We start from the raw sequence: 20613 nt of genomic DNA, 5'->3' as shown, positions 1-20613 counted from the left end.
ATCGACAGGTTCGGACCGGCCGAGCCGGGCAGGAGCGTGGTGACCGACGGTGGGCTGATCTTGGCGGCGACACCGCTGGGGGCGATCGGGGACGCCTCGCTCCGGTTGCGGGAGGCGCTCGGCAGCGCCGATATCGTAGCGGCGGAGGATACCCGGCGGACCCGGTCGCTGGCGGACGCGCTCGGGGTGGAGATCCGGGGGCGGGTGGTCAGTTTCTACGATCACGTCGAGGAGGCGCGGGTTCCGGCGCTGCTGACCGAGATCGCGGACGGCCGGACCGTGCTGCTGGTGACCGATGCCGGTATGCCGTCGGTGAGCGACCCCGGCTACCGGCTGGTGGCGGCCTGTGCCGAACGCGGGCTGCCGGTGACCTGTCTGCCGGGACCCTCGGCGGTGACGACGGCGCTGGCGCTGTCGGCGCTGCCGGTGGACCGGTTCTGTTTCGACGGTTTCGCACCCCGGAAGCCGGGCCGGCGCAAGGAGTGGCTGGGCACGCTGGTGGGGGAGAAACGGGCGTGCGTGTTCTTCGAGGCGCCGCACCGGTTGGCGGATTGCCTGGCCGACGCGGTCGAGGTGCTGGGCGGCGACCGCCGGGCCGCGGTGTGCCGGGAACTCACCAAGACCTACGAGGAGGTCGTGCGCGGCACGCTGGCCGAACTCGCCGACTGGGCGGTGGACGGGGCGCGCGGTGAGATCACCGTGGTGCTCGCCGGCGCCGCGGCCACCGTGGTCGATCCCCAGGATCTGGTGGCGCAGGTGGAGGAGCGCGCCGCGGCGGGGTTGCGTCTCAAGGACGCGAGCGCGGAGATCGCCGAGGTGGCCGGGGTTTCCCGCCGGGAACTCTACGATGCCGTGCTGGCCGCCCGCCGCGCCGCGGTGGACTGATCCGGCGTCGGATCAGTCCTCGGTTTTCGGCTCCACATAGCGCGGGAACACCGGTTCGGGAGCCGGCAGCGCGACACCGGGTACCAGCGGGGTGGCGAGTGCGGCGAAATCGCGGTCCTGCTGGGCGAGCAGGTCCAGGATCCGCGCGGCCGAACCGGGCAGGACCGGCTGGACCAGGATCGCCACGATCCGGACCACCTCGAGCGTGACGTAGAGGACCGTCGCCATCCGGGCGAGATCTTCCTCGGTACCCGATTTGCGCAGCGCCCACGGCGCCTGGGCGCTGAAGTACCGGTTGGTCTCACCGAGGGTCAGCCAGATCTGCTCGAGGGCCAGATGCATCTGCTGGACGTCGAATTCGGCGCGGCAGCGTGCCAGTAGTCCGTTCGCGCGGTCGAGCAACGCCTGGTCCTCGGCGGTGAACTCGCCCGGGGCAGGGACGGCGGCACCGCAGTTCTTGGCGACCATGGTCAGGCTGCGCTGCACCAGGTTGCCGAATTCGTTGGCGAGGTCGGCATTGATCCGGGAGACGATCGCCTCGTGGCTGTAGCTGCCGTCCTGGCCGTAGGAGATCTCGCGCAGCAGGAAGAAGCGCACCGCGTCCAGACCGTAGGTGTCGACGAGATCCAGCGGGTCGACCACATTGCCGACCGACTTCGACATCTTCTCACCCTTGTTGTACAGGAAGCCGTGCACGAAGACCCGGCGCGGCAGTTCGATCCCTGCCGACATCAGGAACGCCGGCCAGTACACGGTGTGGAAGCGAGTGATGTCCTTGCCGATGATGTGCACATCGGCGGGCCAGTATTTCCGGAACGCGGCCGACTCGGTGTCGGGGAAGCCGGCGCCGGTGAGGTAGTTGGTGAGCGCGTCCACCCAGACGTACATCACGTGGTCGGGATGGCCGGGGACCGGTATGCCCCAGTCGAAGGTGGTCCGGGAGATCGACAGGTCCTTGAGACCGGCCTTCACGTAGCTCACGATCTCGTTGCGCCGGGTGGCCGGGGCGATGAACTCGGGGTGCTCGTCGTAGAGGGCGAGCAGTTTGTCCTGATAGGCCGAGAGCCGGAAGAAGAAGTTGGATTCCTCGGTCCAGGTGACCGGGGTTTTCGTCTCGGTGGAGATACGGCTGCCGTCGTCGAGCAGCGTGGTCTCCTCCTCGGTGTAGAAGGCCTCGTCGCGCACCGAGTACCAGCCCGAATAGTTGTCGAGGTAGATATCGCCGTTGTCCAGCATCCGCTGCCAGATGGCGGCGCTGGCGAGCTGGTGGTCGGCGTCGGTGGTGCGGATGAACCGGTCGTAGGAGACGTCGAGGGTTTTGTCCATCCGCTCGAACACATCGGAGTTACGGGCGGCCAGTTCCTCCACCGCGATGTTCTCGGCGGCGGCGGTCTGCTGCATCTTCTGACCGTGCTCGTCGGTTCCGGTCATGAAGAACACGTCGTACCCGTCGAGCCGCTTGAACCGGGCGAGCGCGTCCGAGGAGATGTACTCGTAGGCGTGCCCGATATGCGGCGCACCGTTGGGGTACGCGATGGCCGTGGTGATATAGAAGGCGGGACGATCGACTGCGCTCATGGTGTGTCGATTCCATCATGCGGACCGCAGTGAACCCGACTCGACTGCGTGTTCATGCCATCAGAGGGTACTGGTACGGCTCCGCGGGCCGGGAACGAATTCGTCGCCGACCGGCCTCGCGCGGCCGGAACCGCGGTGCGCGCTGCCCTCCGTGCGGCGGGAGGGGGTCTCTAGTGTGGTGCCCGTGCCTCTTCTCGATCGTGTGCGTGAATCCCGCCCCGCCCAGGCGGCGGGCCCCGTCCTGCGTATTCACCCGCTTCGGCGACGGGTCGCGGACCGATGAGCGCGAAGCGTCCCGCGCCGCCGCTACCGGAGCCGCTGACGCCGCTGGTCGACGCGCATACCCATCTGGACGCCTGCGGCGCCACCGACGCGGCGTCGGTGGCGGAGATGGTGGACCGGGCAGCGGAGGTGGGTGTCGGCCGGGTGGTGACCGTCGCCGACGATCTGGACGCCGCCCGCTGGGCGGTCCGCGCCGCGAACTGGGACGACCGGGTGTACGCCGCGGTCGCGCTGCACCCGACCCGGGCGAACGCGCTCGACGACGCAGCGCGGACCGAGCTGGAGAAGCTGGCCGCCGACCCGCGGGTGGTGGCGGTCGGTGAGACCGGGCTGGACTACTACTGGCCGGGCAAGCTGGAGGGGTGCGCGGATGTCGAGACCCAGATCGAAGGTTTCCGCTGGCATATCGATCTGGCGAAGCGCATCGGTAAACCGCTGATGATCCACAACCGGGAAGCCGATCACGACCTGTTGACCGTGCTGCTCGACGAGGGCGCCCCGGAGACGGTGATCTTCCACTGTTTCTCCTCGGACGCGAATATGGCGGTGTCGTGTGTGGCCGAGGGCTATGTCCTGAGCTTCTCGGGGACGGCGAGTTTCAAGAACGCGCACGAATTGCGGGAGGCGGTGCGGGTGGTGCCCGACGAGCAGTTGCTGTTCGAGACCGACGCACCGTATCTGACTCCGCATCCGTACCGGGGCGCGCCCAACGAGCCGTACTGCCTGCCGTACACCGTGCGCGCGGTGGCCGAAATCCGTGGCCAGGATCCGGGTGAACTGGCCGAGATCAGCACTGCGAACGCGCGCCGGATCTATCGATTCGGCCGCGGCTGAGCTCGGTTGATCTTGAGTGATCTGAATCACAAATTGGCCTGCTCGGATTTCTCTTACCTGGGGCGCGAGGGTCCATCGGGGATGTGAAGAAACAGTGGGTCGGTTCGCAGCGGTTGTCGGGGACCGGCGGCTTCGTTATCGTCTCGTGACCGTGTCACCCTTTGCGAGGATCAACTCCTCACGCTCGCCCCTGCTGTACCTGGTCATCGCCGCCGTGCTGCTGACCTTGATCGCCGGCGCCGGTGCGGCCATCGCCACCCACGACTCCGATGGTGAGCGGGCGCATTCCGCCCCGGTGGGCGTGTCGTACTCGGCGGTCCTCGACGTGGCCTGAGCTTCCCGCCCGCGAGGGCGGCCGGGCCCGGGTTGGTAGGTTCTCCCGGTGTCCGATGCCGAGATGATGGTGCGTGGTCAGGCCGAACTGCTGGGCCCCGCGCAGGTGCGCGAACTGGCGGAGCGGCTGGGTGTGCGCCCGACCAAACAGCTCGGCCAGAACTTCGTGCACGACGGCAACACCGTCCGGCGCATCGTGGCCGCGGCCGGTGTCGGGCGGGCGGATACCGTGCTGGAGGTCGGGCCCGGTCTCGGTTCCCTGACCTTGGCGCTACTGGATGTGGTGGACGCCGTCCTCGCGGTGGAGATCGATCCGGTGCTGGCCGGGCAACTGCCCGCGACGGTACGGGAGCGGGCGGCCACGCTGGCCGAGCGGCTGACCGTGATCCCGGGTGACGCACTGCGGATCGGGGCGGCGGCGCTGGCGGTGGCACCGACCGCGCTGGTCGCGAATCTCCCCTACAACGTGGCCGTGCCGGTGCTGCTGCATCTGCTCGCCGAGTTCCCGAGTATCACCACCACGCTGGTGATGGTGCAGGCCGAGGTGGCCGACCGGCTCGCCGCGAAACCGGGCGGCCGGGTGTACGGGGTGCCCAGTGTGAAGGCGGGGTTCTACGGGACCGTGCGCAAAGCGGGCGCGGTGGGCCGTCAGGTGTTCTGGCCGGTGCCGCAGGTCGAATCGGGTCTGGTGCGCATCGATCGGTTCACCGAATCGCCCTGGCCGGTCGACGAGGCGCACCGGCGCCGGGTTTTCGAGGTGGTCGATCTGGCGTTCGCACAGCGGCGCAAAACGCTGCGTGCCGCGCTGGCGGGGTGGGCGGGGAGCCCCGCGGAAGCCGAGCGGCGGCTGCTCGCCGCCGGGATCGCACCGACTGCCCGCGGGGAAACCCTGGACACCGCGGCGTTCGTCCGTCTCGCCGCGCAATCCTGATCCATTCGGATCGATCCCGTTCGCCCGATTACCTGGCGATCTCGTAACCCGCTTCGTCCACCGCCGCGGCGATATCGGCCTCGGCGATGGGAGCGCTGCCCTCGACGACGACCCGGCCGGACGCGAGGTCCACGTCGACTCCGGTGACACCGTCGATCTTGCCGATCTCGGTCTGTACCGACTGGACGCAGTGTCCACAGGTCATACCGGTGACGGTGTAGGTGCTGGTCGTGGCCATGACATCTCCTTCGTGCTCGTTCCCGTTCGGGAGGTCCCGCCGCAAATATACCCCCGGGGGGTAGTTTGGGCAACGGTGTGTTGTGCACCGCACCCTCCGGGCCCGCTCATCCGCCCGCCCCGGACGGGATCCTCGGTGCCGAGAACCGCTTTCCGATCCGCGGACCGGGATGGACATCCGGCGTACCTTCACCGATACCGCGACCGTGCGCGGGTAGTCATCGGGCTCCGCCCAGCTGTGCCGATCAGGCGTACCTCCGCCTTCGCTCCGGCCGTGCGCGGGCTATCGATGGGCTCCGCCCAACTGTGCCTATTAGGCTGGGTCACCGTGCTGTCCGTTGTGCCCAGTCCCGTCACCGTGCGGGCTCCTTCGAAGGTGAACCTCCATCTGGGAGTAGGTGACCTGCGCGCCGACGGCTACCACGAGCTCACCACCGTGTTCCAGGCCCTGTCGCTCGCCGACGACCTGGAGATCACTCCCGCCAACTCGCTCACCCTGCGGGTCACCGGCGAGGGCGCCGCCGAAGTGCCCACCGACCGGACGAATCTGGTGTGGAAGGCGGCGGTCCGGCTCGCCCAGGTGGCCGGACGCGCGCCTCTGGTGGAGATCGCCATCGACAAAGGCATCCCGGTCGCCGGCGGGATGGCCGGCGGCAGCGCTGACGCGGCCGCCGCGCTGGTCGGCCTGAACGAGCTGTGGGAACTGGGGATGAACCGGGACGAACTCGCCGCGGTGGGCGCCGAACTGGGCAGCGATGTGCCCTTCGCCCTGCACGGTGGCACCGCGCTGGGCACCGGGCGCGGGGAGCGTCTACTTCCGGTGCTGTCCCGCAATGCCTTCCACTGGGTGCTGGCGCTGGCCAAGGGCGGGCTGTCCACCCCGGAGGTGTTCACCGAACTCGACCGCCTGCGGGTCCAGGGCGAACCGCCCCGGCTCGGCGAACCCCAGGAGATCATGCAGGCGCTGGCCTCCGGCGACGCACACCAGCTCGCGCCACTGCTCGGTAACGATCTGCAGGCCGCGGCGGTCTCGCTGCGTCCCGAACTGCGCCGCACACTGCGGGCGGGCGTGGAGGTCGGCGCCCTGGCCGGACTGGTTTCCGGCTCCGGCCCGACCTGCGCGTTCCTGTGCGAATCGGCGGAATCGGCGGTGGCGGTCGCGGCGGAACTGTCCGGCGCGGGAGTGGCCCGCAGCGTGCGTACCGCCACCGGCCCGGTACCCGGCGCCCGGGTGATCGGTCACGCCGAACCGCACCCGCCGGCGCCCGAACCCGGGCCGGGCCCGCGCCGCGCCTGATCGCCGGCCCCCGGACCGCTGCCGGGCCCCCTCCGGGTGGGTCGATAGGCGTACCTTCGCCTTCGCTGCGGCCGTGCGCGGGCTGCGGGTGGGTTGCGCCCGGCACTGCCCATTAGGCTGATCGGGGCCCCGTAGAGGCGTGGCCGGCAGCCGGAGGCGGAAGGATCCATGTCCAACCTGATCAACCTCGAACAGGTCAGCAAGAGTTTCGGGATCACACCGCTGCTCGACGGAGTATCGCTCGGTGTGCATGCCGGCGACCGGATCGGGGTGGTGGGCCTCAACGGCGGCGGGAAGACCACTCTGCTGGAGGTGCTGACCGGTATCGAGGAGCCCGACAGCGGCCGGGTGAGCCGGCTCGGCGGGCTGCGCATGGCGGTGGTCACGCAGCGGGGCGTACTGCCCGAGGGCGCCACCGTCGGCGAGGTGGTGCTGGCCGGACTGGCCGACGACGCGCCCACCGGTGATATCGCCGAACACGAATGGGCCGCAGATCCCCGGATCCGGTCGGTGCTGGACGGTATCGGTATCGCGGACCTCGGCCTGGATACCTCGGTCACCAACCTGTCCGGCGGCGAACGCCGCCGGGTCGCGCTGGCGGCCGCGCTGGTGCGGGAACTGGATCTGCTGGTTCTCGACGAACCGACCAACCATCTCGACGTCGAAGGGGTGGAGTGGCTGGCCGCACACCTGCTGGCCCGGCGTAGTGCGCTCGTCGTCGTCACCCACGACCGCTGGTTCCTGGACACGGTCGCCACCCGCACCTGGGAGGTGGTGGGTGGCCGGGTCGAAACCTACGAGGGCGGCTACGGCGACTGGATCTTCGCGCGGGCCGAACGCGCCCGCCAGGCCGACGCGACCGAGGCCCGCCGCCGCAACCTCGCGCGCAAGGAACTGGCCTGGTTGCGGCGTGGGCCGCAGGCCCGCACCTCCAAACCGCGTTATCGGGTGGAGGCCGCCGAGGCGTTGATCGCCGATGTGCCGCCGCCGCGCGATTCGGTTTCGCTCGCCGCGTTCGCCAAGAAGCGTCTGGGCCGGGTGGTGGTCGAACTCGAGGACGCCACCCTCGCCACCCCGGACGGCCGGGAACTGGTACGCGATCTCACCTGGCGGCTCGCCCCCGGTGAACGGGTCGGTCTGGTCGGGGTGAACGGATCGGGCAAGACCACGCTGTTACGCGCGCTCGCCGGTGATATCGACCCGGTGTCCGGGAAACGGATCCAGGGCCAGACCGTCCGGATCGGCTGGTTGCGCCAGGAACTCGACGACCTGCCCACCGATATGCGGGTGCTCGAGGCGGTGCAGGAGATCGCCATGCGCATCACGCTCGGGGAAGGCGGCAAAGCGCTGGAGCTCTCGGCCGGGCAACTCGCCGAACGGCTCGGTTTCACTCCGGCCCGCCAGCGCACCCCGGTGCGCGACCTGTCCGGTGGCGAGCGGCGACGCCTGCAACTCACGCGCATTCTGATGTCCGAGCCCAATGTGCTGCTGCTGGACGAACCGACCAACGACCTCGATATCGACACCCTGCAGCAGCTCGAGGATCTGCTGGACAACTGGGCCGGAACCCTGGTGGTGATCAGCCACGACCGCTACCTGGTCGAGCGGATCTGCGACAGCACCTGGGCGCTGTTCGGCGACGGCGCGCTCACCAACCTGCCCGGTGGGATCGCCCAATACCTGCGCCGCCGCGCCGAACTCGCGGCGGGCGGTTCCGCACGGGCGACGACGCAGTCCGGTCCACAGCCGGCGCAGACCGATTCCGCGGCCTACCGTGCGGCCCGTAAGGAACTGACCCGGCTGGAACGTGCCATCGACAAACTGGGCGAGCGGGAGAAGGCCCTGCACGCGGCGCTGGCCGAGGCCGCCACCGAACCCGGCAAACTGGTGACACTGGGCGCCGAACTCAAGGACGTCCGGGCCCAGAAGGAAACGGCCGAAGAGCGCTGGATGGAACTCGCCGACCAGGTTTGAGCGCCCCGGTGTTCAGTAGTTCTCGGCCGCCGGGTCGCCCTCGCCGGTGATCGGGAGGCTGGCCTGGACGAACTCGCCGCCGAATGGGGTGAGCGCGATACCGCGATGCTGGAGTTTGCCGCGGCCACCGGCCTGTTTCAGCAGGTCGATCGCGGGTGCCTGGGCCTCCAGCAGCTGATAGCGCTCGGGCGTGCCCACCGGTTCGTTCAGCAACTCGATCAGCCCGATCCGCCGCAGATTGGCCAGGTAACGCTGGACCCGGTCGGGGTGGCGCAGCCCGGCGTGCTCGCCGATCATGCTGACCCCGACCTCGGCGGTAACGGACGCCTGTTCCGCCTTACGGGAACCCCGCCGGGCGCGGCGCCCACCGCGGACGGTTACGGCCGGTTGCGGCCCGTCGAGGCGGAGCAAGCGCAGGATGCGGGCCTCGTCGGAGGTGAGTTCGGCCAGAATGCGGGCGAAGGCCGGATGGCCCTCGTCGGCGGCCCGGGGGCTGGCGGCCAGGCGTAACAGCGCGGCCCCCTGGGCGCGCAGGGACCGTTCGGTCGGGTTGTCGAGAGCCGAGGGTTCCGCCGCCGCGACACCCAGCGCCCGGCGCAGTGCCTCCTGGGCCTGCGCGACCGCCTCGGTGCGGATCTCGGCCGGCGGTAGCCCGGCCATACTGCCCCGCACCACCGTCTCGGTGATATCGAGGGCGGTGTGCACACCCCAGCGGGTGGTACCCGATACCGCCGAGGCCGCGACCCGCGCGACTCCGCTCACCGCGCGCACCGTCGCGGCGGGGCCACCGGCCCGCCCGCTCTCGCCGGCCCGCCCGCTACCGCCGCGCCGCTCGGGCTCACCGCTGTCCCGCGTTTCCCGTTTCACAGCCATGTCGTCGCCACTCCCGTTCCGAAGACCAGGATATGCGCGTATCCGGCGAACAGTCCCAGCACGCCGCCGTGCACGAACAGCAACCACTCGTCCTGTTTGATCGCCGCCCGCAGCATATCGACGAAATCGTTGGGCGACAGTTCGGACATCTGCTTGGAGATATAGGCGCCGATCTGTTTGCCTTGGCGCATGTTGAAGTCCTCGTCGGCGAAGGCGAGCGGCGCGATGGCCATCGCCTCGGTGGTCAGGGTCTCGGTCAGCGTCCGGTAGTCACGGCTGCCGAGTACCAGTTTCACCGCGCCGCGGGCCGGTCCCAGCGCCCGGTCGGCGGCGGGTCGCAGGGTGTCCTCCAGCATTTGCAGGGTGCGGTCGGACTTCGGGCCGTTCAGCAGTTCGTCGCCGATATTGGCCACCGTCATCACCTGGGTCGAGACCAGTTCCGCGTACCCGGTCGTGATCTCGTCCTGGCGTTTGATCAGCAGGCCCTGCCGCCACGGGCACCACCATTTCGGCTCGGCGGGCGCGAAGATCATGTTCAGGCCGACCCAGTTGACGACCCAGCCGATGATCACCCCGCCGATCGGCAGCACCGCCAGCGTGGGCCAGCCGGTGAGATGCAGTATCGCGACCAGTGCCACACCCATCGGGGCGCCGAAGTAGAGGCCGAAATTCTGCATGAACCGCAACTCCTTGGCGCCGAGCACCTGGAACAACTGATTGAGCAGTTGCGGCCGCGCCTGGAAATAACGAATGACCATCTGTTTGACATCGAGCAGCTGATCGATGTTCGCGCCGAGTTCGGTGGTGAGTTCGCGCAGAATATCCGGCAGTTGCTGGCGCACTCTTTCGTGCACCATCTCCCGTACCTGGGTGGGCAGGTTGTACCAGAGCTGCGGATGTTCGCGGCGCAGGATCGTCTCGACGATATCGCGGATCTGGGTCTCGGCCGTCCCCGCCAGATGCTCGGCGAGGGCGTCGGGTTCCAGTTCCCGGTAGAAGTCGGTGACACTGCCCAGTTTCGAAAGACCTTTGTCCACCGCGATACTGGCCATCTTGTCGGCCCGCGAGGGGACGATGCCCTGCCAGCCGAAGCGGCCGTCATGGCTGAGCAGCGGCAGGATCTGGATCCGCTTGGGCAGGTACGGGTACAGATACCGCAGGCCGGGTAATCGGACACCGTGAAATGCGATCGGCCGGAACAGCATCAGCACACCGGTCCAGTTGGTGACGTAGCCGATGACTCCGGTGAACAGAGGAATGGTCAGCAATTCCAGGAGGATCGTCGGGTGCACCCCGAATACACTCTCCAACACGACACACCCTCCTGCTCCGGTGATCGCCGCCTCACCGGGACCCTCAAATTAGCACCACTGCCGAACGACGACCGCGCCGCGGCGGAGGCCCGGTGGCAGCGCGTTCGGGCCCGGCACATCAGTGTCCCAGACGAGAGCCGGATTCATGGTCCGGCGGCGAGTGATCGCGGCGAATGGGCAATAATCGGTGAGCGGATTCGTTCATCTGGCGATAATCGGAGTAGACGTGGCAGACGACAGGCCCGGACAGGAGATCCCCCGGACCGGTTCCCGTGCCGTGCAGCGCAGCGGGTCCCCGGGGGCGGTGCGGGCGCCGGGAATCGCACGCGGTGCGTCACCGAACGGTGTGCGCGCTTCCGCCGCGGATGTCGAACGCCGGCCCCCGTCGACTGTGGAACGCAGTGCCGATGTCGAACAGCGGCAGATCAGCGATGAGGCCCGTCTGATCCGAGGGGTGTTCCGGGCCGCCGGTCTGGCGGCGGGCAGCGTGGTGCGCGGCGGCCAGTGGGCGGTCAACACCTCCTACGAGATGACCCGGGAAATCACCCAGGCCGCCCTGGACGGGGAATCCTCGGCCGAGATCGCCGAGCGGACCGGTAACGCGCTGCGCTCCATCGCGCGCAACGCTCTCGGCGTCACCGAGGGGTCGGTGCGTGAGATCGTCAGCTACGTCCCCACCGGGCAGACCCCGCCCCAGCAGACCGTGGCGGTCGGTTCCTACCTGCGCTCGGCCAGCGTCGCCGAACTGCGCCGGCGCGGGGACGCCTTGCTGGCCCGGTCGGCGGATGTGTACTTCACCGAAGAGGTGCACCCGGCCTATGACCGGATCCTGGACGAACTGGCGCCCGACGAGGCCCGCATCCTGCGCTACATGGCCCTCAACGGGCCGCAACCGACGGTCGATGTGCGTACCAACCGTCCGCTGGGTATCGGATCGGAGTTGATCGCCGGGGGGTTGACCTCGGTACCGGAGCAGGCCGGGGTGCGGTACATGGATCGCGCGCGCTCGTACCTGATCAACCTGAGCCGGTTGGGCCTGACCCATAATTCAGACGATCCGGTGGTGCTGAGTCGCTATATGGTGCTGGAGGTCCAGCCGATCGTGGAGGCGGCACTGAAAAAAGCGGGCCGCGCACCGAAAATCGTCCGCAAAAGCTTGCGTCTGACCGAGTTCGGAGAGGATTTCTGCCGGACCTGCTTCACCATCGGCAACGGCGAACGGCCCTGATATCGCCCCCTGGAAACAGGCCCCCGGCGGATCTACCTGGTCTTTTCATAATCGGTGATCTGTGGCCGCGGTCCGTGATATCGCCGACGCAGGATAGCAATCCGATACAGATCTGAATTACCTCCCAAATTGTCCATTTCAGGTGGGATGGTGGAGAGATGGACCAGGGCGAAGAGCGCAACGATCCCGGGCCGCGCCCGGGTGGTTTTCCGCGGCGGCCGGGCCAGAGCAGGGACACCATGGCCTTCTCCGGCGCCGCGCTGGCGGCCGCATTGGGAGCCGGACTCGATGTCTCGCTGCCTCCGCGGCTCGAGCCCGAGAGCGATGCGCCGCTGACGATGGGGCCGATGCGTCCCGGCGAACGATCCGGGGTGAAAACCGTGCCGACCGACGACGTCCTCGCGATACATCGCCTGAAATTCCGCTACCTTCGCGCCCTGGACACCAAACTCTGGGACGATCTTGCGGACACGCTGGTTCCGGAGGCGACGGCCACCTATAGCGAATACTTGCAGTTCGAGTCCCGGGAAGCATTTCTCACATTTCTGCGCAATACCCTCGGGCCGCATGTCATCACCGAACATCGCTGCGATCACCCGGAGATCGATGTGGACGGAGACCGGGCCACCGGAATCTGGTATCTGTCCGATACCGCGCTGATCCCGGAGAACAATATGCTGCTGCGCGGCTCCGCCTTCTACAACGACGAATATGTGCGCTGTGACGACGGTCGCTGGCGGATCGCGCGCACCGGATACGAACGCACCTACGAAGTGGTGCTCTCGCTCAGCGATCTGCCCAGCCTGCGGCTGACCGCGAACCGCTGGGGACTGATCCAGCAGGCCACCGGGGTCGAAGAGGTGGAGCGCGTGCCGCGCGATTACCCGGCGGCGGACGCCCAGGCGGCCAACGGTGAGGTCGATACGGAGCGCGAGTACCCGGGCCCGGAGGATCGGGCGGCCGGGTGAGCCGGGTCAGTCGGCGGCGGCGACCAGCGGTTCCAGCGTGAGGTCGGGCATCTCCTTCCGGATGTACTGCAACCGCCATTTATCGCTGAATACGGCCAGGATCGCACCGTCGCTGCGGGTGAACACCTCGACCCCGCGCTGACGGTCGAGTTCGGGTGCCGATTCGGCGTCGGTACGCCGGGCGATCGTATAGGCGAGGTGGTCGAGCTGGGTCTCGACACCGAACTCACCCTGCATCCGCGCCGTCACCACTTCGAACTGCATGGGGCCGACCGCGGCGAGAACCGGGGAGGCGTCACCGCGCGAATCGTTGCGCAGGACCTGCACCACTCCTTCGGAATCGAGCTGGTCGATGGCCTTGCGGAACTGCTTGTACTTGCCCGCGCTCTGGGCTCGCAGCGCGGCGAAATGTTCCGGCGCGAACGACGGGATGGGCGGGAACTCGACCTTCTTGTCCACGAACAGCGTGTGGCCGGGGGCCAGCGCGGTCGCGTTCACCAGGCCCACCACGTCACCGGGATAGGCGGTGTCCACGGTGGCGCGTTCCCGGCCGAACACGGTGAGCGCGTATTTGGTCGCGAACGGACGACCGGTCTGGGCGTGGGTGACGACCATGCCGCGTTCGAACTCACCGGACACGATCCGCATGAACGCCAGCCGGTCGCGGTGGGCGGTATCCATCCCGGCCTGCACCTTGAACACCACCGCGCTGAACGGATCCGCGGGCTGCCGCGAGGTGCCGTCCACCCCGGCCCGGGAGCCGGGGGCGGGCGCGAGGGCCACCAGGGTTTCCAGCAGCTGCCGGACCCCGAAGTTGAGCATGGCCGAGGCGTAGATCACCGGGGAGGTCTGCCCGGCGAGGAAGAGTTCCTGATCGTGGTCCTGGCCGGTGGCCGAGAGCAGTTCGCTCTCCTCCGCCGCGGTACTCCACGGCTCGCCCTCCCGGGCCTCGGCGGCCTCGGGGGTCAGCGACTCCTCGGGCGCGATCGTGGCGCCGCCGGCGGTACGGGTGAAATGGATGTACTCGGCGGGAGCGCCGTCGGGCCCGCGCCGCAGCAGCCCGCGGAAATCGCCGGCGATACCGACCGGGAGGAACAGCGGAGTCGGCGTGAGACCGATCCGCTCGTCGATCTCGTCGAGCAGTTCCAGCGGGGCGCGGCCCGGCCGGTCCCATTTGTTGATGACGGTGATCACCGGGATACCGCGGTGCCGGCACACCTGGAACAGTTTCAATGTCTGCGGTTCCAGGCCCTTGGCGGCGTCGATCAGCATCACCGCGGCATCGACCGCGGTCAGCACGCGGTAGGTGTCCTCGGAGAAATCGGAGTGACCGGGGGTGTCGACGAGATTGATCACATTGTCGATCTCGGAGCCGGCGGACCGGTAGTTGAATTGCAGCGCGGTGGAGCTCACCGAGATACCGCGCGCCTTCTCCATCTCCATCCAGTCCGACACCGTCGATTTACGTCCGGCCTTGCCGTGGATGGCGCCCGCCTCGGCGATCTTGCGCGCGTGTAGCGCGAGAGCTTCGGTGAGCGTCGATTTACCCGCGTCGGGGTGGGAGATCACGGCGAAAGTGCGGCGCCGCGACACCTCGGCGGCCAATCCGCGCGCAGCGGGTGCGACGGAGCCCTCGGGGGAGGCGGTCAACGGAAACAACCTTTCGGACGATCGGGACAACCTGTCCAGGCTACGTGACGGTGCTGACCAGGCGTCGACGTGCCGCCCCACTACCCGATTCAGGAGTTATGCGGGGACTGAGTTACAGTATTCGGGTTGTCTCGGCGAGGGTCCGCGTTTCTGCGGCACCGTGATCGACGCGGCGCGGCTTCCGGCCGCCTCCGATCGGTCCTCGCCTGACGAGCAGACCAACCGACCAGGGGCGCGATTACCCTGGCACCGCCCACCAGCCCGGTAGAGCCGTAGGAGTTATCCAGTCATGTCCGACGTCAACCTTCTCGAAGCGAAGATCCGCACCGAGTTCGGCAAGGGCGCAGCGCGCCGTACCCGCCGCGCGGGCAACGTGCCGGCCGTGCTGTACGGGCACCAGTCGGACCCCCAGCATCTGTCGCTGGACGCGCTGTCCTTCGCGGCCATCCTGCGCCAGCACGGCACCAACGCGGTACTGAACCTGGACATCGAGGGCAAGAAGCAGCTCGCGCTGACCAAGTCGGTCGTGGTGCACCCCATCCACCGCTACATCGAGCACGCCGACCTGCTGATCGTGCAGCGGGGCGAAGCCGTCACCGCCGATGTCCCGGTCACCCTCACCGGTGAGGCCGGCCCCGGCACCCTGGTCACCCAGGAGGCCACCACCATCTCGGTATCGGCCGATGCCCTCAACATTCCCGAGTCGATCGAGGTCTCCATCGCCGGCGCCGAGGTCGGCACCCAGATCACCGCGGGCGCCATCGAGCTGCCCAAGGGCGTCGGTCTGGCCGGTGACCCCGAGGCCCTCATCGTGAACATCGTCGAGCCCCGCGCCGCCGAGCCCGAGCCCGAGACCGCGGCCGCCGAGGGCGAGAGCGCCGAATAAAGAACCGGCCCCCTCTCGATGGCCGATACCGCGCCGGCGCTCGTCGTCGGCCTGGGTAATCCGGGTCCCGCCTATGAGCGCACCCGGCACAATGTGGGCTTCCTGGTCGCCGACTCGCTCGCGCAGCGGGTCGGCGGCCGGTTCACCGCCCACAAGAAATCGGGCGCCGATCTGCTGCAGGCCCGCCTGGACGGACGGCAGGTGCTGATCGCGAAACCGCGGTCGTATATGAACCTGTCCGGCCGGTCGGTGGCGGCGCTGGCCCGGTTCTTCTCCGTCCCGCCCACCGAGGTCGTGGTGATCCACGACGAGTTGGATATCCCGTTCGGTGAGATCCGGCTCAAACGTGGCGGCGGTGAGGGCGGGCACAACGGCCTGCGGTCGGTGTCGGGGGCCCTCACCAGCAAGGATTATCTGCGGACCCGGATCGGTATCGGGCGGCCGCCCGGCCGGCAGGACCCGGCCGACTACGTGCTGAAGCCCTTTTCGTCGGTCGAGCGCAAAGAGCTCCCGACCGTGGTGGAGCAGGCCGCCGACGCCGTGGAACTACTGCTGCGGGTGGGCCTGGAAGCCGCGCAGAACCAACTGCACTGAGTTATTTGCGGCGCCTCCGGCGCCGCGGGTCGGGGCCCTCGTGACCCCGGTTCTTCACTCCGGAGCTCAGTCGCTGCGCTCGTTCGCTCTGTCGCTCCAGAACCGGGGCGGGCCCCGACCACCGATGTCGACCATTCGATCTTGTGGGGTTCCGGCTCAGATTCGGGCCGCGAGAACGAGGGCGAATCGATTGTCGGGATCGGTCCACGCGTGTTCGGTGGCGAAACCGGCGCCGCGCAGTTCGCGGTCGAGCGTGGGCAGCCGGAACTTCGCGGAGATCTCGGTACGTATCTGCTCGCCCCGGGCGAAACGTGCGGTGAAACCGAGATCGGCGACCGTGACCTCCATCTCCCGGGTGGCTTCCAGCCGCATTTCGATCCATTCGTTACCGGCATCCCAGTGCGCGATATGGTGGAAGGCCTCCGGGTCGAAATCGGCACGTAGCCGGGAATTGAGGACCCGCAGCACATTGCGGTTGAAATCCGCGGTGATGCCGGCGGCATCGTCGTAGGCGGGGACCATGATTCCCGGATCCACCACCAGGCCCGCGCCCAGCAGGAGTTGTTCGCCCGGCTCGAGGACATCGTGGATACCGGTGAGGAATTCGGCGCGTTCGTCGGGGACCATATTGCCGATGGTCCCGCCGAGGAACGCGATCATCCGGCGTCCGCCGCGCGGCAGCGTACCCAGGGTGTCGGTGAAATCACTGACCACCCCGTGGACCGCCAGGCCGGGGAACTCCGCCGCCACCTCGTCCGTCGAAGCCCGGAGGGCGGTGTCCGAGACATCCTGTGGGACATAGGTTTTGAGGGGCCCCTCCGAGGTGAGGGCGTTCAGCAGGATTCGGGTCTTGGCCGCCGACCCCGACCCCAGTTCGACCAGGACCTCCGCCTGCGCGGTGCGGGCGATCGCCGGAGCGACCGTTTCCAGCAGGGCGCGTTCGGTGCGGGTGGGGTAGTACTCGGGCAGCGCGGTGATCTGCTCGAACAGTTCGCTGCCGCGGGCATCGTAGAACCATTTCGGCGGCAGCCATTTCGGGCTCGCGGTGAGGCCGCGCCGCGCGTCGGCGCGTAGCGCCTCGGTCAGGTCGGCGTCGGTGAGATGGACTTCCACGATCGGCTGGGTCATAGGGGCAGGCTTTCGGTCGCGGGTGATCGGCCGAGGTCGAGCATTTCGACGCTCAGCTCGCCGGGTTCGGCACAGACGAGACTGCGATCCGGCAGCTGCTGCCACCGGGTGTCGTCGTCGTAGGGTTCGGAGGACAGCACGGCGAATTCGTCGCCGATCAGCGCGTACAGCGAGTGGTGACAGGTCGTGGCCCACAGCGCCGTGCCGTTGCCGAGCAACAGGTTCACCCGGGCGTCGGGCGCGTGGTGCAGCACCCCGGTGACCAGCAGGCGCAGGGCCGTGGCGGGAGTTTCGGCGAGGCCGGCCGGGGGTTCGGGGTCGAGCAGCTTGCGTAGCAGTACCCATAGTGCGGCGGAATCGGTCAGCGCCTCGGCTTCGAGGAGGTGACTGGTCTCGTAGCGGCGGGTCATTCCGGCTCGGGTGGCGGCCATATCGAGATCGGACAGGACGGCGGTGAGCACCGAACGCCACCCGGGCACCACCCCGTTGTGGCTGAACGCCCAGTTCTCCCAGCAGAACGGCGCGCACGCCGCGCGCTCCACCGGCATACCGACCGTGGCCGAGCGGACCGATCCGAGGACGGCGTGCGCGGTCAGCTGGGGCAGTACCTCGTCCACCGCGGGATCGGTCCAAATGGGATCGGCGTTGCGGTAGCGGGTCACCGAGGCCGCGTCCGGACCCCACCAGGCGACGCCGAAGCCGTCGGCGTTGATCGTGCCGCCGCCGCGCATTTCACGGGGCGCCCAGGCCTGGGTACGCAGCGAATGCGGGCCGCGGGTGAGCACTTCGCCCACCGGCACCGGGGTGCCCACATAGCCGATGTGCCGGCACATCAGATCTCTTCCGGGCCCACGGTGCGGGCCAGCCGGAAACCGGAGAATATCTGCCGGCGGATCGGATGATCCCAGTTCCGGAAAGTGCCGCGGCAGGCGACCGGATCGGTACCGAAGGAGCCGCCGCGCAGCACCCGGTAGTCGCCGCCGAAGAACACCTCCGAATACTCCCGGTACGGGAAGGCGTGGAAGCCGGGGTACGGCTGGAAGCCGGAGGAGGTCCACTCCCAGACATCGCCGATCAGCTGGTGTACTCCGGCGGGTGAGGCGCCCACGGGATAGGCGCCGATATCGGCCGGCTCCAGATGCCGCTGGCCGAGATTGGCGTGAGTGGAACCCGGTTCCGCATCGCCCCACGGGAAGGCGCGGGTGCGTCCGGTGTCCGGGTCGTAGCGGGCCGCCTTCTCCCATTCCGCCTCGGTGGGCAGCCGTTTACCGGCCCAGTTCGCATAGGCCTCGGCCTCGAACCAGCACACGTGCACCACCGGCTGTTCCGGACGCAGCGGCCGCAGCGCCCCGAACACCCGCCGCCACCACCGGCCGTCGGTATCGCGTTCCCAGAACTGCGGTGCGGTGAGCCCGGCCTCGTGCCGGTGCGCCCAGCCGCGCTCGGACCACAGCTCCCGCCGCTCGTAGCCGCCGTCGGCGACGAACGCGAGATACTGCGCGTTGCTGATGGGTGCCGCGTCGATCGCGAACGCGGGGACGTGCACCGGATGCGCGGGCCGTTCGTTGTCCAGCGCCCAGGGATCGGTGGAGGTGCCCATCACGAACTCACCGGCCGGGATCACCACCTCACCGCGCACCGCCGTGCGGGCGGTGGGCGGGGCGGGAGCGGTCAGGGCCGGTGCCCCGGTGCGCAGCTGGTGTGTGGCGAGCATGGTCTCGTCGTGCTGCTGTTCGTGCTGGGCGATCATCCCGAACGCGAAACCGCCCGCGACCAGCCGGTCGCCCTGGAGCGGGCTGCGGTCCAGCACATCCCACACCTTGTCGCGTACTGTGCCGACATAGCCGCGGGCCTCGTCCGGGCCCAGCAGCGGCAGCTGCGGCCGGCTCGGGCGCGCGTGTTTGAACGCGTCGTACAGCTCGTCGATATCGGGGCGCACCGGGTCCCGGCGGCCGACATCACGGACCAGCCACAACTCCTCCTGGCTGCCGATATGGGCCAGATCCCAGACCAGTGGGCTCATCAGCGGCGAATGCTGGGCGCGCAATTCGGCTTCGTCCAGGCAGTCGGTGAGCGCGGCGGTGCGTCGCCGGGCCCGGATGAGGGTGGCCGCGATGTGCTCGCGCAGGCGCTCGGTCTCGATGAGGTCGGCGTTCGGCGGGGTGAGGGTCACGATGCTGCTCCGCTCGTCGACGGGGGATCGGTGGGGTGCGCCGGTGCGCCACGGCCGGACTCGTCCTGTGGTGGCCGCCCGGCGGCGCACCGGCGGATGGCGGCATACAGCCGGGGTTCCGGACGGGGACTGTGGGCGGCGGCGGCCTCCAGGACGGCGACGGCCGCTGCCCGCAGCTCCGGCTCGGCGAGGCCGTGCCGGGCGGCGTCGTGCCAGCGTCCGACCGTGGCGCCCGCCGCGGCCGTCGCGTCCGCGACAGCGGCCGGAGTGGACAGCAGGGCGTCGACGACGGTGATCGGGACCGTCCACCCGTCGCCGGGCTGCGCGTCGAGATAGCGGACCTCGAAGTATCCGGCGGGCCGGACCGGCGGGAACAGTGTGGTCAGGTGGTATTCGAGGTCGCCGATATCGGGACGGCGGCCGATCACCTCGTCCAAGGCGCCGGACAACCAGTCGCCGAAGGTCACGTCCGGCGGCGCCGCCCAGGCGACCCGTCCGGCGGCCTCGGGCCGGCGGATACACAGCAGCGGGGCGTCCAGCGCCCAGCGCGCATAGCCGGTGACCGGATCGGGCCAGTCGGCGACCGGCGGGCAGGCGCGGGCCGGATCCAGGTGCAGCCAGGTGCGCATGCGCTGGGAGGCCCACTCGCCGGTGGGTGCCCCACGCAGCACCGGCGAGCACGCGAAAGCGGCGATCAGGGCGGGACCGACGGCGTGCAGGGCGGTCCAGCGGGCGGTGAGGTCGGCGTGGTCGGCGCCGATATCGACGCTGACCTGGGCGGCCGCCGTATTGCTCATCATCAGCCGCCCGTAGGGGCCGATGCGGGTGAAGTAGTGCTCCATCGCCTGGTACCGCGGTAGCCCCAGCTGACATCGGGGGGTGCGGGCCGGATCGGCGGCGGCGGCGACCATCCGGATGGACCGGGTGCCGAGGAGTTCGCGCAGCCGCTGTTCGTCGGCGCGGAGCCGGGCACAGAGGTCGGCGGCGTCGGGGACGGCGATGCTGGAGAGTTCGATCTGCCCGCCGGGTTCGACGGTGACCCGGCTGCCGCCGGGTAGCGGGAGGGCGGGGGAATCGGGCGCGATGGCGCGGGGTGCGTAGGGGCCCAGGGCCTGGGCCAGCAGTTCGGTCATGGGCCGGGGCCCGGTCAACAGATGGTGGGTCTCGTCCGGGGCGGGCCGTCGTGCGCCGCGGCGGGCCGTACGCCCGGTACGGCAGACGGTGAACCATTCGAGTTCGGCGCCGATGAGCCCGGGCGGGCCCACTTTGAAACAGACGCCCCCGAGAAAGGCTTCGGCCGCCGCGCGGCTGGACAGGGCCGGGTGTGCTGACAGGTCGCTGGTCGATTCCGGATGTTCGAGCGTGACCGCCATACCAACCTCCGTGCGGCTTCTCGCTGGTTCGTGTCTCGAGCTCGGTCCGGGTACTGACCGAGCAGGTGTTCGGTTG

Annotated in this window: 19 protein-coding genes; 10 read left to right on the top strand and 9 right to left on the bottom strand. The window is 69.1% G+C overall.

Annotated features, from left to right (window positions below):
* The first annotated feature begins 39 nt into the window (after positions 1-39).
* Positions 40-885, top strand: a complete 846-nt coding sequence (rsmI, locus tag NF4_RS16930; protein ID WP_232330506.1) for a 16S rRNA (cytidine(1402)-2'-O)-methyltransferase — start codon at positions 40-42, stop codon at positions 883-885.
* 12 nt (positions 886-897) lie between these two features.
* Here rsmI and metG read toward each other — a convergent pair whose 3' ends face one another.
* Positions 898-2463 carry a methionine--tRNA ligase gene (gene metG, locus NF4_RS16925; protein ID WP_063128275.1) on the bottom strand — a complete coding sequence of 522 codons (1566 nt, stop codon included), beginning with the start codon at positions 2461-2463 and terminating at the stop codon, positions 898-900.
* 279 nt (positions 2464-2742) lie between these two features.
* Here metG and NF4_RS16920 point away from each other — a divergent pair, with 279 nt between their 5' ends.
* The 3 genes from NF4_RS16920 (at position 2743) to rsmA (ending at position 4843) form a co-directional block, all read left to right on the top strand.
* On the top strand, positions 2743-3579 hold the full coding sequence (locus NF4_RS16920) for a TatD family hydrolase (protein ID WP_063128274.1): 837 nt from the start codon (positions 2743-2745) through the stop codon (positions 3577-3579).
* Positions 3580-3730: 151 nt separating this feature from the next.
* On the top strand, positions 3731-3913 hold the full coding sequence (locus tag NF4_RS16915; RefSeq protein ID WP_157120371.1) for a hypothetical protein: 183 nt from the start codon (positions 3731-3733) through the stop codon (positions 3911-3913).
* A 63-nt stretch (positions 3914-3976) separates the two neighbouring features.
* A complete protein-coding gene (gene rsmA / locus NF4_RS16910) occupies positions 3977-4843 on the top strand; it encodes a 16S rRNA (adenine(1518)-N(6)/adenine(1519)-N(6))-dimethyltransferase RsmA (protein ID WP_439956759.1) in 867 nt (288 codons plus the stop codon).
* 28 nt (positions 4844-4871) lie between these two features.
* Here rsmA and NF4_RS16905 read toward each other — a convergent pair whose 3' ends face one another.
* On the bottom strand, positions 4872-5081 hold the full coding sequence (locus NF4_RS16905) for a heavy-metal-associated domain-containing protein (RefSeq protein ID WP_030522301.1): 210 nt from the start codon (positions 5079-5081) through the stop codon (positions 4872-4874).
* Positions 5082-5408: 327 nt separating this feature from the next.
* Here NF4_RS16905 and NF4_RS16900 point away from each other — a divergent pair, with 327 nt between their 5' ends.
* Positions 5409-6377 (top strand): 4-(cytidine 5'-diphospho)-2-C-methyl-D-erythritol kinase, encoded by a 969-nt coding sequence (locus NF4_RS16900; protein WP_063128334.1) that lies wholly within the window; start codon positions 5409-5411, stop codon positions 6375-6377.
* A gap of 168 nt (positions 6378-6545) precedes the next feature.
* Positions 6546-8351 carry an ABC-F family ATP-binding cassette domain-containing protein gene (locus NF4_RS16895; RefSeq protein ID WP_063128271.1) on the top strand — a complete coding sequence of 602 codons (1806 nt, stop codon included), beginning with the start codon at positions 6546-6548 and terminating at the stop codon, positions 8349-8351.
* 12 nt (positions 8352-8363) lie between these two features.
* On the opposite strand, the gene NF4_RS16890 is transcribed toward NF4_RS16895, so the two are convergent.
* Together NF4_RS16890 and NF4_RS16885 are read right to left on the bottom strand one after the other, a co-directional pair.
* Positions 8364-9218 carry an Abi-alpha family protein gene (locus NF4_RS16890; protein ID WP_232330505.1) on the bottom strand — a complete coding sequence of 285 codons (855 nt, stop codon included), beginning with the start codon at positions 9216-9218 and terminating at the stop codon, positions 8364-8366.
* Positions 9215-10537, bottom strand: a complete 1323-nt coding sequence (locus tag NF4_RS16885) for a DUF445 domain-containing protein (protein ID WP_063128269.1) — start codon at positions 10535-10537, stop codon at positions 9215-9217. Before NF4_RS16885 ends, NF4_RS16890 begins: the two co-directional genes overlap by 4 nt.
* A 391-nt stretch (positions 10538-10928) precedes the next feature.
* Between NF4_RS16885 and NF4_RS39310 the strand changes: the two genes are divergently transcribed.
* Together NF4_RS39310 and NF4_RS16875 are read left to right on the top strand one after the other, a co-directional pair.
* Positions 10929-11765, top strand: a complete 837-nt coding sequence (locus NF4_RS39310; protein ID WP_063814612.1) for a DUF4393 domain-containing protein — start codon at positions 10929-10931, stop codon at positions 11763-11765.
* A gap of 347 nt (positions 11766-12112) precedes the next feature.
* Positions 12113-12733: a nuclear transport factor 2 family protein gene (locus NF4_RS16875; RefSeq protein WP_084533186.1), complete on the top strand. Its 621-nt coding sequence runs from the start codon at positions 12113-12115 to the stop codon at positions 12731-12733.
* Positions 12734-12739: 6 nt separating this feature from the next.
* On the opposite strand, the gene NF4_RS16870 is transcribed toward NF4_RS16875, so the two are convergent.
* A complete protein-coding gene (locus NF4_RS16870; protein ID WP_063128268.1) occupies positions 12740-14383 on the bottom strand; it encodes a peptide chain release factor 3 in 1644 nt (547 codons plus the stop codon).
* A gap of 289 nt (positions 14384-14672) precedes the next feature.
* Here NF4_RS16870 and NF4_RS16865 point away from each other — a divergent pair, with 289 nt between their 5' ends.
* Both NF4_RS16865 and pth read left to right on the top strand, forming a co-directional pair.
* Positions 14673-15269: a 50S ribosomal protein L25/general stress protein Ctc gene (locus NF4_RS16865; RefSeq protein WP_063128267.1), complete on the top strand. Its 597-nt coding sequence runs from the start codon at positions 14673-14675 to the stop codon at positions 15267-15269.
* Positions 15270-15287: 18 nt separating this feature from the next.
* A complete protein-coding gene (gene pth / locus NF4_RS16860) occupies positions 15288-15863 on the top strand; it encodes an aminoacyl-tRNA hydrolase (protein WP_063061714.1) in 576 nt (191 codons plus the stop codon).
* 156 nt (positions 15864-16019) lie between these two features.
* On the opposite strand, the gene egtD is transcribed toward pth, so the two are convergent.
* From egtD to egtA, 4 genes are read right to left on the bottom strand one after another with little or no spacing between them, the layout of a single operon-like run.
* On the bottom strand, positions 16020-16991 hold the full coding sequence (gene egtD / locus NF4_RS16855; RefSeq protein ID WP_063128266.1) for an L-histidine N(alpha)-methyltransferase: 972 nt from the start codon (positions 16989-16991) through the stop codon (positions 16020-16022).
* A complete protein-coding gene (gene egtC / locus NF4_RS16850) occupies positions 16988-17824 on the bottom strand; it encodes an ergothioneine biosynthesis protein EgtC (protein WP_063128265.1) in 837 nt (278 codons plus the stop codon). Before egtC ends, egtD begins: the two co-directional genes overlap by 4 nt.
* Complete coding sequence (gene egtB / locus NF4_RS16845; protein WP_063128264.1) at positions 17824-19164, bottom strand: ergothioneine biosynthesis protein EgtB; 1341 nt, start codon at positions 19162-19164, stop codon at positions 17824-17826. The genes egtC and egtB overlap by 1 nt, the downstream gene beginning before the upstream one ends.
* Positions 19161-20537 (bottom strand): ergothioneine biosynthesis glutamate--cysteine ligase EgtA, encoded by a 1377-nt coding sequence (egtA, locus tag NF4_RS16840; protein WP_063814604.1) that lies wholly within the window; start codon positions 20535-20537, stop codon positions 19161-19163. The genes egtB and egtA overlap by 4 nt, the downstream gene beginning before the upstream one ends.
* Between the last annotated feature and the right edge of the window lie 76 nt (positions 20538-20613).

The organism is Nocardia fusca NBRC 14340 (assembly GCF_001618425.1).
Classification (GTDB): Bacteria; Actinomycetota; Actinomycetes; order Mycobacteriales; family Mycobacteriaceae; genus Nocardia; species Nocardia fusca.
Note: the sequence above shows the minus strand (reverse complement) of the source record. Positions and strands in the feature narration are given on the sequence as shown.

Coding starts and splice junctions, on each gene's coding strand:
- NF4_RS16875 (WP_084533186.1), top strand. CDS start 12,113: ATGCGTCCCGGCGAACGATCCGGGGTGAAAACCGTGCCGACCGACGAC.
- NF4_RS16920 (WP_063128274.1), top strand. CDS start 2,743: ATGAGCGCGAAGCGTCCCGCGCCGCCGCTACCGGAGCCGCTGACGCCG.
- pth (WP_063061714.1), top strand. CDS start 15,288: ATGGCCGATACCGCGCCGGCGCTCGTCGTCGGCCTGGGTAATCCGGGT.
- NF4_RS16895 (WP_063128271.1), top strand. CDS start 6,546: ATGTCCAACCTGATCAACCTCGAACAGGTCAGCAAGAGTTTCGGGATC.
- metG (WP_063128275.1), bottom strand. CDS start 2,463: ATGAGCGCAGTCGATCGTCCCGCCTTCTATATCACCACGGCCATCGCG.
- egtC (WP_063128265.1), bottom strand. CDS start 17,824: ATGTGCCGGCACATCGGCTATGTGGGCACCCCGGTGCCGGTGGGCGAA.
- NF4_RS16865 (WP_063128267.1), top strand. CDS start 14,673: ATGTCCGACGTCAACCTTCTCGAAGCGAAGATCCGCACCGAGTTCGGC.
- egtD (WP_063128266.1), bottom strand. CDS start 16,991: ATGACCCAGCCGATCGTGGAAGTCCATCTCACCGACGCCGACCTGACC.
- egtA (WP_063814604.1), bottom strand. CDS start 20,537: ATGGCGGTCACGCTCGAACATCCGGAATCGACCAGCGACCTGTCAGCA.
- NF4_RS16905 (WP_030522301.1), bottom strand. CDS start 5,081: ATGGCCACGACCAGCACCTACACCGTCACCGGTATGACCTGTGGACAC.
- rsmA (WP_439956759.1), top strand. CDS start 3,977: ATGATGGTGCGTGGTCAGGCCGAACTGCTGGGCCCCGCGCAGGTGCGC.